Here is an 11,923-nt window from a genome sequence, read left to right as displayed (position 1 = left end):
TTGCGCGGGCCTACGCTGTTTGAACCTGCGGGAGGACCCGTAGGCCGGATAAGGCATTGATGCCGCCATCCGGCACAACCGCAGGTACGGCGTCTGATGTATATCGCCCGGCGGCGCTGCGCTTGCGCGGGCCTACGCTGTTTGAACCTGCGGGAGGACCCGTAGGCCGGATAAGGCATTGATGCCGCCACCCGGCACAACCGCGGGTACGGCGTCTGATGTATATCGCCCGGCGACGCTGCGCTTGCGCGGGCCTGGGGGTCAATGAAACGTCTGCGCAAACGCAGTGAAGAAAGGTATTACTCGGCGGCGGTTTTCCCTTTGCCGGGCAGCCTGAACGCTTCGCCATAGGGCTTCGCAATGCCCATGCGATACTGCGTCTCCTTTGCCGCCTGGTGGAGATCAGCGAACTCCTCTTTCGGCGCCGGCGGACGTTGCGCCTTTTTCAGACACTGATTGCGATGGTGACGGATCCACTCTCGGTCCTCATCGTCCAGGCAACGCTGCATCACCTCAATCCATCTGGATGCCGCCCGACGGTAGAGCCCGCAGGCTTCTAACCGCTCCGCAATACTGTCCCTTATTCTCATCCACCTCGCTCCTCTGATGCTTTCACGATATCTCATGGTATTCCGACGCGTGAGTCGGAATACCATGGTAGAGTTAATTTATGACAAAACTATTCCTCTGCGGCGCAAGGAATATAATCATTATAATAATCGCTGTGCATAGCAAACCGCCATGGCGGTAATTACTTCCAAAGAGCTCCGGAATTATATGCCGGGCGCCGCCCTGGATACCGACTGGTATCGACGGTTGTACCTATCAATATCTATTTAATTTATTACATTTCCATCATCACATACCTTGCGATATCACCTGTTCCCTGTACAACCACGCCTTATGGCGATCGACCGGACTGGTCCAGCAGTTTATTTTTGAAGATAAATAAGCAGGCTTCATTAAAATTATCTAACCCCAGTCGCTCATAAAGCGCGGTCCGCTTGCGGTAAAGGCTTTTTAGCGAAGTATTCAGATTCACCGCCACCTCCTCCATTGTCATCCCCGCCCCAAGAAAACGCAGCATCAGCTGCTCTGTCATACTTAAGCGCAGATTGTCGAACCACTCTTTGGTCAGCCGCTTGCTCTTCATCTCCAGAAAAAGCCCAAATAAGGTCGCCATATCGGCGGGTGATAATGACATGTTTAAAAACGATTTCAGACTGAGTAAATGCTCTTCCCGATGGCGCATATCGAGGACAATACAGCATATTCGCTTTCTGGATTGTGCCGCCTCCATGACCAGATAATCGTAATGACAAAGCGGCGAACGGCTATCAACCAGCAGAGAGAGTTCATCAACTTCATTATCTAAAATCGCTTTTCCGCTAGAATCTAACTGAATGATATCAGGAAAGAAATTCTTAACTCCTTGAAAAAGATAGTGATCCTGGGTAACTAATATCATTGAATTTGCCACAAGTCTTCCCTTTAACATTTAATCAACAAATTCTCGTCAACCAGACGTTTTCCTTGCCCCTGGGGAACGCTCCGCATGGCGGTAAAAATAACGAGATCTGTGATTTATCATTAGCGCGGCATCTGAATCTGGCTGTGAAAAACCTCCCTGGGTGCGGACAGAAAATAAACGGATTAATTATAAATAAAAAAATCCCACAGAAAAGATGCTTTTTTTGCTATTGAGAATTTTTGTCAGAAATCATCTTAAATATCCATGAAAAACCTTTCTCCTCACTGCAATATAAGCCACCCGACAAAATTAAAACAAAATTTCAGCCAACTCCATTTTTTATTTATTTCAGTAAGTTAAAGGAACTCGCTTCAACATGGCGATTCGAATTAAACCATTTTTACAGATTTATCTTAAAACGCAGTTCGTCATTTAACCATATTTATCCGCTGCGGTATCGGGTATAAATTATCCATTCAATTATCCACAGGAGATATGTTTATTACTTTGCAATAAGTCATTCACCCGCAGTGCCAGTCAGCTAAATGGGACCATCCTCATCCTTTAACTCACCGTCAAAGGACGGTCGTGTTGTGCAATGGATTCTTGATGAACATATGGCAAATAGAAATGGAAAGATCACCTTATTCAAATACGTTATTGTTTAATCGCAACACGAAACTCTCGCTGTCAATCGGCGTGCTTTTGCTCTTCCCGACGCTGGTTCAGGGAGCGGACTCGCTCTATGACCAGCAGATCCTGCAAGCGCGTCAAGGCCAGTACTCCCCCTTTCTCTCATATCTTCAGCAATACCAGCTGCGGCATGCCTTAACCCCTTCTCAGGTTGCAGACTGGCTGCAGGTAGCCCTCTGGGCCGGCCAGGACGACGAGGTGGTGAAAGTCTGGCGACGCTATCAGGTCTATATGCCGCTTCCCGCACGGGGCACCGCCGCCGCGGCGCAGGCGATGCGCAACCAGAAACAGTGGCAAGCCTCGCTCCTCCTCTGGCAGCAGGCTCTCAGCCAGGCCCCCGACAGTGACGACTATCGTATCGGCTATATCAAGACGCTGGCCGATGCCCGCAAGGACGGCGAGGCGCTCAGCGAAGCGCGTCGCCTGGTGGCGGAGCAGGCGAGCATTGCCCACCTGCAGACCCTCTCTTATGTCTACCTGCAGCTTGGCAAGAGCTGGGACCAGCTGCTGGTGGACACGCAGATCCTCGATCGCGAACCGCAGAATAAAGCCGCGCTGGCGAGCCTGATGGCGACCCTGACCCGCAACCGGATCGACTCCCCCGCCCTCGGCCTCGCGAATAGCGTCGAACTGACGCCCGCGGAAAAGCGCAACCTGCAGCTGAACGCCGCCGCCGAACTGGTGCGCCTTGCCGATACGCCTTCCCGTGAAGAAAAGGCGCGTTACGCGCTGGCCCGCACGGCGCTGGCGCAATACGACGCGATGATCGCCGCCTGGCGTCCCGACCCGCAGGCCGCCCCGGACATCTCCCGGGCGCGCATTGACCGTCTGGGCGCGCTGTACGCCAACGCAGACTACGCGCAGGTTATCCGCGAATACCAAAGCCTGATGGCGCAGCAGCAGGCGGTTCCCGACTGGGCCATCGGCTGGGTTATCTCCTCTTATATCGCGCTTAAGCAGATTGAGCCTGCGTTGACGCTTATTCATCAGCATCCCTCGTGGCTGACGAGCCAACAGAATGAAGAACATGAGCTTTTCTTCGCCCTGCTGGACACCGCTCAGTACCCGGCGGCGCAACGGTATGTCGCCCGACTCACCCGGAATGCGCCCTATATCCGTCATCTCTACGGCTCGCCGACGCCCCAGCCGAACGACGACTGGCTCACCGCACAGTCGCTTAACGTGCACTATCTCTCCGCCACCAACGCCCTGCCGCAGGCCGAAGCCCGTATGCAGCGCCTGGCGGCGACGGCCCCCGGCAACCAGGGGCTGCAGATCGACTATGCCGCCCTGCTGCAGGACAGAGGGCTGCCGCGGGCAGCCGAACGCCAGCTGAAAGCGGCGGAAGCCCTGGAGCCCGCCAGCCTGCAGCTGGAGCGCCAGCAGGCCTGGGTCGCCCTCGATCTGCAGGAGTGGCGGCAGATGGATCTGCTGACCGACGACGTTATCGCCCGTTCGCCACGGGATCTGAATACCCAGCGCCTGGCCAGAGCCCGCGAAATCCATCATTTCTCCGAGCTGCGCCTGAGCGTCGGCAAAGGGCTGCATTCCGACAACCCGGTGAGCGGTACCCACGACCTCAGTTTTGAGACGGCGATCTACAGCCCGCCGATAGCCGACAGCTGGCGATTGTTCGGCGGCCACCGCTTTGCCCAAGGCAATTTTGAAGAGGGGAAAGGCAGCCGTCGCCAGCTGTTCGCCGGTATTGAATGGCGCCCGCGCGACGCCTGGGGAGAACTTGAACTCTCCAGCGTCAATTTTCACGGCGAGAATAAGCCCGGCGTCCGCCTTTCCGCCGCGCACGACGTCAACGATCGCTGGCAGCTGGGCGGCGAGCTGGAGCGGATTTCGCAGCAGACGCCGCTGCGCGCGTTACGCAACGGCGTCAGCGCCAACCGCGGCGAAGGCTGGCTGCGCTGGTATCAAAACGAGCGCCGGGAGTACCGCGTCAGCGCGGCCGCCAGCCGCTTTACCGACCACAACCGTCGTCAGGAGTACACCCTCTCCGGTAAAGAGCGCCTCTGGCAGACCCCGTGGCTAACGCTGGATCTGCAGCCCGGTCTGTCGGCCAGCGCCAATAGCCGCACCGACACCGCGTATTACAGTCCGGCCCGCGACCTCGCGGCCACCGCGGCGCTGGCGGTCGATCACACGCTTTACCAGCGGTATGACACCGTCTGGAGTCAGCAGCTGCTCGCCGGCGGCGGCAGCTACTGGCAAAAAAATCACGCCGCCGGCGCGATAACGACGCTGGGCTACGGGCAGCGTCTGCGCTGGAACAACCTCGTCGACGCCGGGGTGATGCTGAACTGGGACAAACGCCCCTACGACGGTAAACGTGAAAACAACCTCGCTATCACTGTTGATGCAAACATACGGTTTTAAGGATGACCATGCTGAACACGACCCTGCGCAACGGCCTGATGCTTCTCGGCTGGCTGTGCCTTATCTTCAGCGTGCGTGCTGAGGAGGTCCCCTTCCTCGCCCCGCAGCAACGACCCCAGCTGGAGGCCAATAACCCCTGGCCGGCGGATCGCTTTCTGGTGCTGGCCTATCATGACGTCGAAGACGCCGCCGCCGACCAGCGTTATCTTTCGGTGCGTACCAGCGCGCTTAATGAGCAGATCGCCTGGCTGCTGCATCACGGATACCATGCCGTGAGCGTTCAGGACATTCTGGACGCGCATCATGGCCTTAAGCCGCTGCCGCCTAAGGCTTTTCTTCTCAGCTTCGACGATGGCTATAGCAGTTTTTACACTCGCGTCTGGCCGCTGCTTAAAGCCTGGAACGTTCCGGCGCTGTGGGCGCCGGTGGGCAGCTGGGTGGACACCCCCGCCAACCAGCCCGTTAATTTTGGCGGCCTGATGACGCCGCGCGATCGCTTCGCCACCTGGGAGATGGTGCGCGAGCTTAGTCGCTCGCCGCTGGTGGAGATCGGCGCGCACACCTGGGCCTCGCACTACGGCCTGCCGGCCAATCCGCAGGGCAGCCGCGAGCCCGCCGCCGCTAACCGCGGCTGGGACAAAACCACCGGCCGCTATGAAAGCGACGCGCAGTTTACCCGGCGAATGGCCGATGACGTGCAGAAAGTGACAGCGAAAATCCACGACGTCGCCGGGAAAGCGCCGCGCGCCTGGGTGTGGCCCTACGGCGCCGCCAGCGGCAGCACCCTGGCCATCGCCAAACAGCAGGGGTATCAGCTGGCGTTTACGCTGAACGACGGCCTGGGCAACGTGAAGGATCTGGATAATATTCCGCGCATGCTGATCGCCGGTAACCCGTCGATCAAGACCTTTGCCAACGCAGTGGCGCAGATTCAGGAAGCCGATCCTGTTCGGGTGATGCATGTGGATCTGGACTATGTCTATGACCCCAATCCCGTCCAGCAGGCAAAGAATATCGATAAGCTGGTGCAGCGCGTCTATGACATGAAAATCAGCCACGTCTTTCTGCAGGCCTTCTCCGACCCGCAGGGTGACGGCACGGTCAAGTCGCTCTATTTCCCCAACCGCTGGCTGCCGATGCGCGCCGACCTGTTTAACTTCGTCTCCTGGCAGCTGCAGACCCGCGGCGGGGTGAAGGTTTATGCCTGGATGCCGGTGCTGGCCTTCGATCTCTCGTCCGATCTGCCGCGCGTTCAGCGCTGGGATCCGCAAACCGGGAAGGCGTTACTTGCCCGTCAGCCCTATGTCCGCCTGTCGCCCTGGGATCCCCGGGTTCGCCAGCAGATCACCGACATCTATGAGGATCTGGCCCGACACGCCAGCTTCAGCGGGATTCTGTTCCACGACGACGCCGTGCTGACCGATTTTGAAGACGTGAGCCCGGAGGCGGTCGCCGCCTGGCGGCAGAGTGGCCTGGCGCACGATGCCGGCCCGGTGCCCCAAAGTCCGCAAGAGCGCCAGGCATGGATGCGTTTCAAAAGCCAAACCCTGACCCGCTTCACTCTGCAGCTGCGCCAGTCGGTGCAGGCCATCCGCGGCCCGCAGGTAAAAACGGCGCGTAATCTCTTCGCCCTGCCGATCCTTGAGCCGCAGAGCGAAGCCTGGTTTGCGCAAAATCTGGATGACTTCCTTGCCGCCTATGACTGGACGGTCCCCATGGCGATGCCGCTGATGGAGTCCGTGCCGATTGACGCCAGCCAGGCCTGGCTGACGCGGCTGGTGCAGGCCGTCGCCCGCCGCCCGGGCGCGCTGAAGAAAACCATCTTTGAGCTACAGGCCAGAGACTGGAACCGACGCCAACGCAACGCCATTCCCGACCAACAGCTGGCGGACTGGATGCATTTGCTGCGGCTAAACGGCGTCAAAAACTACGGCTACTACCCAGACGATTTCATTAACAATCAGCCAGATATCTCCCGTATCAGACCGCAATTTTCTTCCTGGTGGTACCCTGACCATGACTGATCGCATTATCGCATTGTGCATTTTATGCCTCGTTTTTGGGCTGCCGTTAGGCGTCGCAGCGGCGTTTACCGGCGAGCTTATCCTCGACTTTGTCTTTTTCTGGCCGCTGTTTATGTCGGTGCTATGGATCACCGGGGGTCTGTACTTCTGGTTCCAGCTGGAGCGCCACTGGCCGTGGGGAGAGGATACCCCGCCGCCGTCGCTACCGGGCAATCCGCTGATCTCGATCCTGATCCCCTGCTTTAACGAGGAGAAAAACGCCCGGGAGACCATCAGCGCGGCGCTGGCCCAGCGTTACGCCAACCTCGAAGTGATCGCGATTAACGACGGCTCTTCGGACAACACCGCCCAGGTGCTCCAGCAATTGGCGCAGGAGGAGCCAAGGCTGCGGGTGATCCACCTGGCCGCCAATCAGGGAAAAGCGGTGGCGCTCAAAGCGGGCGCCGCCGCCGCGCGCGGCGATCTGCTTGTCTGCATCGATGGCGACGCCCTGCTGGACCGGGATACCGCAGCCTGGCTGGTCGCCCCGCTGATCCACTACCCGCACGTCGGGGCGGTCACCGGCAATCCGCGGATCCGCACCCGATCCACGCTGATCGGCCGCATTCAGGTAGGGGAGTTCTCGTCGATCATTGGCCTTATCAAGCGGACGCAGCGGATCTATGGCCGCGTCTTTACTGTCTCCGGCGTGATCGCCGCCTTCCGGCGTCAGGCTCTGGCGGACGTCGGCTACTGGAGCCCGGATATGATCACTGAAGATATTGATATCAGCTGGAAGCTTCAGCTCCGCCACTGGGACATCTTTTTCGAGCCGCGGGCGCTGTGCTGGATCCTGATGCCTGAGACCCTCAAAGGGTTATGGAAGCAGCGTCTGCGCTGGGCCCAGGGGGGAGCCGAAGTCTTTCTGGTCAACCTGCGCCGCCTGTTTCACTGGCAGCATCATCGGATGTGGCCGCTGTTTCTGGAGTATGCCTGCTCCACGCTGTGGGCCTTTGCCTATGCGGTCACCATCCTGCTGTTTATCCTCAGCCGCCTGATGCCATTGCCGGACAACCTGACAGTGCACAGCCTGTTTCCGCCTGAGTTCACCGGCATGCTGCTCGGCCTGATGTGCCTGCTGCAGTTCGTCGCCAGCCTGTATATCGAACGGCGCTATGAGAAAAAGGTCGCCAAATCCCTGTTCTGGGTGATCTGGTTCCCGATGGTTTACTGGATGATCGGCCTGCTGACCACGCTGGTCGCTTTTCCGAAAGTGATGTTGAAACGTCAACGTTCCCGCGCGCGCTGGGTGAGCCCGGACCGGGGAAAAGGAAGCCTGCGATGAATGAAAATACGCTCATCTTAACCGAACACCGCGTGCTGCCCCGGCTGGTGGACGCCGGCTTAACGCTGCTGGCCTGGCTCGGTTTTCTGTTCTTTCTCTACGCCAATTTGCTGATGCAGTTCATCGCGCCGCCCTCCCCGCGCTGGTCATCGTTGATGGACTCCCTGAATACGGCGCTGGTGTATTTATTGATTGCCGCGCTGAACGGCTGGTTGCTGATCCTCTGGTACCACTATAACCGACGCCGCGCCCATACCCGGCGTCACACCGCGGTGCTTACCCTGCGAGATGAGGAGCTGGCCAGCAGCTTTAACGTCGCCCCACAGATCATCTCCGAAATGAGTCGCTATAATTTGCTGACCGTTTACCACGATCACATTGGCCAGATTATTGATTTAAAAAGCCACGCGCTGCCGCCGCCCGAGGAGAGGGATCAGGAATGATAGCAGGGCCGCCCTCGGCGGCCCTGACTGGGTAACGACGCCGCCGATCAGCCGCCGGCCTTTTTAATGGCGGCTTCGAGCGAGGCTTTATCCGCCAGCCCCGGGAAGACGGTGATGCTGGCTTCCGTGGCGCCAGTAGTCGGCATCACGATCACGCCCGGCGTGCCGCTGAGACCAATCTCCTGCGCCAGGTCGTTAATGCTCTGCAGCACCGGTTCGACGTCGGTGGCCTTCTTCGCATCAAAGCCGGCTTTCTTCGCCTGCTGCTGGATATCCGCCGTCGTCAGCTTACCTTCGTTATGGCCGGTAGCGTAAATCCCGTTATGGTAGGCCAGATAGGCATCCGCCCCTTTCTGCTGATAGATCTGCAGGCCGGTTTTTGCCGCCTCCAGCGAGCTTTCCCAGCGGCCGCCGAAAATCGGCCACTCTTTAAAGGCGAAACGGGTCTGCGGGTGCGCTTTAATCACCTGCTCCATCACCGGTGCCAGACGGCTGCAGTAGACGCACTGGTAGTCAAAGAACTCAATCACCGTGACTTTGCCGTTGGCCGGGCCGTAGGTCGGGGTATTTTTATCCTGGGTCAGCAAGGCGGCATTCTTCAGCACCGCCTGGGTGGCCGCGCTGGCCTGCTGCTCAGCCTGAATTTGCTGCAGTTTCTGGCTTGCCTGCAGGAGAACTTCCGGGTGGGCGACCAGGTAATCGGCGGCAATTTTGCCGATTTGCGCCTCCTGTTCCGCGGTGAAAGTCGCCGGCGCGTCAGCGGCAGAAGCTATCGCCGGCAGTAAGACAGCGCTCAGCAGGGCGACAGAGAGGTATTTCTTGTGGCCAGACATAGTGGGGATCCTTGCGATAAGTGAACAGCAGGTGAGTCTGTATGACAAAATATCACCCTTTTTCGCCGAAGCCTTGCCCGACGGCGCGTTGATTCGTAACTTTATTTTTCAGGCTCAGGTTTCCCGCGCGACGGCGCGGACCGGCGCCAGTGGTCAACGCTCCCCGGGCGGAGTCGCCGGCGCAACGGCTTTTCGTGGTATTTACTTCAGGTGGTTTCTCTCGATATGTATGCGTTTCTTCAACAATGGGACATGGCGGTGATTATGCTGCAGATTGTCGCCATCGACTTACTGCTGGGCGGCGACAACGCCGTGGTGATCGCCATGGCCTGTCGCAAACTGCCGCCACAAAAACGCACCAAAGCGATCGTTATCGGCACCGTAGGCGCTATCCTGGCGCGCATCCTGCTGCTGGCGATCGCCCTGTATCTCCTGTCGCTGCCGTGGCTGAAAATAGTCGGCGCGCTGCTCCTGATGTGGATTGGCATCAGGCTGGTCAGTAATGAGGAGGACGAGAGCGAGGTTGCCAGCTCCGGCAGCCTGTGGCGCACCGCAGTCACCATCACCGTCGCCGATGTGATCATGTCGCTGGATAACGTGCTGGCGGTGGCCGCCGCAGGCAAAGGGCACATTGCGCTGGTCGCCCTCGGCGTGGCGATTAGCATTCCGGTTATCGTCGCCGGCAGCAAGCTGGTGCTGGCCCTGCTCACTCGCTTTCCCGCGGTGGTGCTGCTGGGCGGGATGCTCATCGGCTGGATTGCCGGGTCAATGCTGGTCAGCGACCCTACCCTTCGCCAGCTGTTTCCCACCGCCGGCGACGGCATTGTGCGCCTGGCCGGCGCCATCGGCGCGCTGCTGGTGCTGTTCGCAGGCTGGCGCCGTCGTCCGCGGCCGCAGGTGAAAGACTAGCCGCGCCCATGACGCCGTTGACCCCGACGGCGTCAAGTTTCCGCCACTTTTCTTCCCCTTCAGGGCGCATTTGCCCTACGCTTTATACAGACGCCTGATCCAGGGAATATGTAACTACCGCACTGAGCATAGATGAGATAACAGCATGGAATTGAAGGATTATTATGCCATTCTCGGGGTGCAACCAACCGACGATCTGAAAACCATCAAGACCGCCTACCGCCGCCTGGCGCGCAAGTACCACCCCGACGTCAGTAAAGAAAACGATGCCGAAGCCAAATTTAAGGATCTCGCCGAAGCCTGGGAAGTCCTGAAAGATGAGCAACGGCGCGCGGAATACGATCAGCTCTGGCAGCATCGCAACGATCCCGGGTTCGGTCGCCAGCAACAGACCCACGAGCAGAGCTACAGCCAGCAGGATTTCGACGACATCTTCTCCTCCATGTTTGGCCAGCAGGCGCATCAGCGTCGCCGTCAGCACGCGTCGCGCGGCCACGACCTGGAGATCGAGGTCGCGGTGTTCCTTGAAGAGACGCTGGCTGAGCAGACCCGCACCATCAGCTATAACCTGCCGGTGTATAACGTGTTCGGCATGATCGAAAGCGAGACGCCAAAAACGCTGAATGTGAAGATCCCCGCCGGGGTGGCCGATGGTCAGCGCATCCGCCTGAAAGGCCAGGGGACGCCGGGCGAAAACGGCGGGCCGAACGGCGATCTGTGGCTGGTGATCCACATCGCCCCGCACCCGCTGTTCGACATCGTGGGACATAACCTGGAGATCGTCCTGCCGCTGGCGCCGTGGGAGGCCGCGCTGGGCGCCAAAGTCACGGTGCCCACCCTGAAAGAGAGCATTCTGCTGACGGTGCCGCCGGGTAGCCAGGCAGGGCAGCGCCTGCGTATCAAGGGCAAAGGGCTGGTGAGCAAAACCCACACCGGCGATTTGTTCGCCGTTATTAAAATTGTGATGCCGCCAAAACCAGATGAAAAAGCGCGTGAGCTCTGGCAACAGCTGGCCACCGCCGAAGCCAGCTTCGATCCGCGTAAGACATGGGGGAAAGCCTGATGGCTACAGTAACAGTGACGTTTACCATTACCGAATTGTGCCTGCGTACCGGGGTGTCGGAAGAGGAGCTGACGGAGATTGTCGGCTTAGGCATGATTGAACCGCACCAGCCGCAGGCGGACACCTGGCTGTTCGACGACAGCGCGGTGACGATCGTCCATCGCGCGGTGCGCCTGCGTAACGAGCTGGAGCTGGACTGGCCGGGGATTGCGGTGGCGCTGACGCTGCTGGATGAGAACGCGCGGCTGACCCGCGAAAATCGCCTGCTGCAGCAGCGCCTGGCCCGCTTTCTCGCCCACGGATAGGGGCGACATCCCGGGTGGCGGCGTACCGTCTTACTGCCGGGTGGCGGCTACGCCTGACCCGGCCTACAAACTAAGCACAGCGCAAGCCGGGGAATTTCCCGGGTCGCGGCGTTCCGCCTTACCCGGGCTACCGGACCAGGCCCACCATTGCACTGGATCCGTAGGCCCGCGCAAGCGCAGCGCCGCCGGGCATGGCCACAGCCAGGGAGCCGCCTGTATGCCGGGTGGCGGCTACGCCTTACCCGGCCTACAAACTAAGCACAGCGCAAGCCGGGGAATTTCCCGGGTCGCGGCGTTCCGCCTTACCCGGGCTACCGGACCAGGCCCACCATTGCACTGGATCCGTAGGCCCGCGCAAGCGCAGCGCCGCCGGGCATGGCCACAGCCAGGGAGCCGCCTGTATGCCGGGTGGCGGCTACGCCTTACCCGGCCTACAAACTAAGCACAGCGCAAGCCGGGGAATTTCCCGGGTC

General features: G+C 59.4%; 10 protein-coding genes. 7 read left to right on the top strand and 3 right to left on the bottom strand.

Features of this window, described 5'->3' with window-relative positions:
• Nucleotides 1-299: 299 nt before the first annotated feature.
• Nucleotides 300-590: a PerC family transcriptional regulator gene (locus tag ACLH1U_RS25050; protein ID WP_004153693.1), complete on the bottom strand. Its 291-nt coding sequence runs from the start codon at nucleotides 588-590 to the stop codon at nucleotides 300-302.
• Nucleotides 591-901: 311 nt separating this feature from the next.
• Nucleotides 902-1,468 (bottom strand): helix-turn-helix transcriptional regulator, encoded by a 567-nt coding sequence (locus ACLH1U_RS25045; RefSeq protein WP_032454598.1) that lies wholly within the window; start codon nucleotides 1,466-1,468, stop codon nucleotides 902-904.
• Between the two features lie 633 nt (nucleotides 1,469-2,101).
• On the opposite strand from ACLH1U_RS25045, the gene pgaA reads away from it, so the two are divergent.
• The 4 genes from pgaA to pgaD are packed head-to-tail and all read left to right on the top strand — an operon-like array spanning nucleotide 2,102 to nucleotide 8,340.
• Entirely contained in the window at nucleotides 2,102-4,549 is a 2,448-nt protein-coding gene (gene pgaA / locus ACLH1U_RS25040) for a poly-beta-1,6 N-acetyl-D-glucosamine export porin PgaA (RefSeq protein WP_172969415.1), read from the top strand.
• An 8-nt stretch (nucleotides 4,550-4,557) separates the two neighbouring features.
• A complete protein-coding gene (gene pgaB, locus ACLH1U_RS25035) occupies nucleotides 4,558-6,573 on the top strand; it encodes a poly-beta-1,6-N-acetyl-D-glucosamine N-deacetylase PgaB (RefSeq protein WP_105491320.1) in 2,016 nt (671 codons plus the stop codon).
• Nucleotides 6,566-7,897 carry a poly-beta-1,6-N-acetyl-D-glucosamine synthase gene (gene pgaC / locus ACLH1U_RS25030; protein ID WP_004206396.1) on the top strand — a complete coding sequence of 444 codons (1,332 nt, stop codon included), beginning with the start codon at nucleotides 6,566-6,568 and terminating at the stop codon, nucleotides 7,895-7,897. Before pgaB ends, pgaC begins: the two co-directional genes overlap by 8 nt.
• Nucleotides 7,894-8,340 (top strand): poly-beta-1,6-N-acetyl-D-glucosamine biosynthesis protein PgaD, encoded by a 447-nt coding sequence (gene pgaD / locus ACLH1U_RS25025; RefSeq protein ID WP_023291681.1) that lies wholly within the window; start codon nucleotides 7,894-7,896, stop codon nucleotides 8,338-8,340. The genes pgaC and pgaD overlap by 4 nt, the downstream gene beginning before the upstream one ends.
• A 47-nt stretch (nucleotides 8,341-8,387) precedes the next feature.
• Here pgaD and ACLH1U_RS25020 read toward each other — a convergent pair whose 3' ends face one another.
• Nucleotides 8,388-9,173, bottom strand: a complete 786-nt coding sequence (locus ACLH1U_RS25020) for a DsbA family protein (protein WP_085551958.1) — start codon at nucleotides 9,171-9,173, stop codon at nucleotides 8,388-8,390.
• Between the two features lie 225 nt (nucleotides 9,174-9,398).
• Here ACLH1U_RS25020 and ACLH1U_RS25015 point away from each other — a divergent pair, with 225 nt between their 5' ends.
• From ACLH1U_RS25015 to cbpM, 3 genes are all read left to right on the top strand, one after another.
• Nucleotides 9,399-10,082, top strand: a complete 684-nt coding sequence (locus ACLH1U_RS25015; RefSeq protein WP_105491301.1) for a TerC family protein — start codon at nucleotides 9,399-9,401, stop codon at nucleotides 10,080-10,082.
• A 145-nt stretch (nucleotides 10,083-10,227) separates the two neighbouring features.
• A complete protein-coding gene (gene cbpA / locus ACLH1U_RS25010) occupies nucleotides 10,228-11,145 on the top strand; it encodes a curved DNA-binding protein (RefSeq protein WP_023291678.1) in 918 nt (305 codons plus the stop codon).
• The gene (gene cbpM, locus ACLH1U_RS25005; protein ID WP_002885324.1) at nucleotides 11,145-11,450 is read left to right on the top strand and encodes a chaperone modulator CbpM; all 306 of its coding nucleotides are present in this window, start codon (nucleotides 11,145-11,147) and stop codon (nucleotides 11,448-11,450) included. The genes cbpA and cbpM overlap by 1 nt, the downstream gene beginning before the upstream one ends.
• Nucleotides 11,451-11,923: the final 473 nt, after the last annotated feature.

This window comes from Klebsiella sp. 1SOBk5mer (genome assembly GCF_046603115.1).
GTDB classification, from domain to species: domain Bacteria; phylum Pseudomonadota; class Gammaproteobacteria; order Enterobacterales; family Enterobacteriaceae; genus Klebsiella; species Klebsiella quasipneumoniae.
The sequence above is the reverse complement of the archived record's forward strand: the minus strand, read 5'-3'. Positions and strand labels throughout refer to the sequence as shown.

What these genes read in the sequence shown, in the direction of transcription:
- ACLH1U_RS25050 (WP_004153693.1), bottom strand. Translation starts at nt 590, where the DNA reads ATGAGAATAAGGGACAGTATTGCGGAGCGGTTAGAAGCCTGCGGGCTC.
- ACLH1U_RS25045 (WP_032454598.1), bottom strand. Translation starts at nt 1,468, where the DNA reads ATGATATTAGTTACCCAGGATCACTATCTTTTTCAAGGAGTTAAGAAT.
- pgaA (WP_172969415.1), top strand. Translation starts at nt 2,102, where the DNA reads ATGGAAAGATCACCTTATTCAAATACGTTATTGTTTAATCGCAACACG.
- pgaB (WP_105491320.1), top strand. Translation starts at nt 4,558, where the DNA reads ATGCTGAACACGACCCTGCGCAACGGCCTGATGCTTCTCGGCTGGCTG.
- pgaC (WP_004206396.1), top strand. Translation starts at nt 6,566, where the DNA reads ATGACTGATCGCATTATCGCATTGTGCATTTTATGCCTCGTTTTTGGG.
- pgaD (WP_023291681.1), top strand. Translation starts at nt 7,894, where the DNA reads ATGAATGAAAATACGCTCATCTTAACCGAACACCGCGTGCTGCCCCGG.
- ACLH1U_RS25020 (WP_085551958.1), bottom strand. Translation starts at nt 9,173, where the DNA reads ATGTCTGGCCACAAGAAATACCTCTCTGTCGCCCTGCTGAGCGCTGTC.
- ACLH1U_RS25015 (WP_105491301.1), top strand. Translation starts at nt 9,399, where the DNA reads ATGTATGCGTTTCTTCAACAATGGGACATGGCGGTGATTATGCTGCAG.
- cbpA (WP_023291678.1), top strand. Translation starts at nt 10,228, where the DNA reads ATGGAATTGAAGGATTATTATGCCATTCTCGGGGTGCAACCAACCGAC.
- cbpM (WP_002885324.1), top strand. Translation starts at nt 11,145, where the DNA reads ATGGCTACAGTAACAGTGACGTTTACCATTACCGAATTGTGCCTGCGT.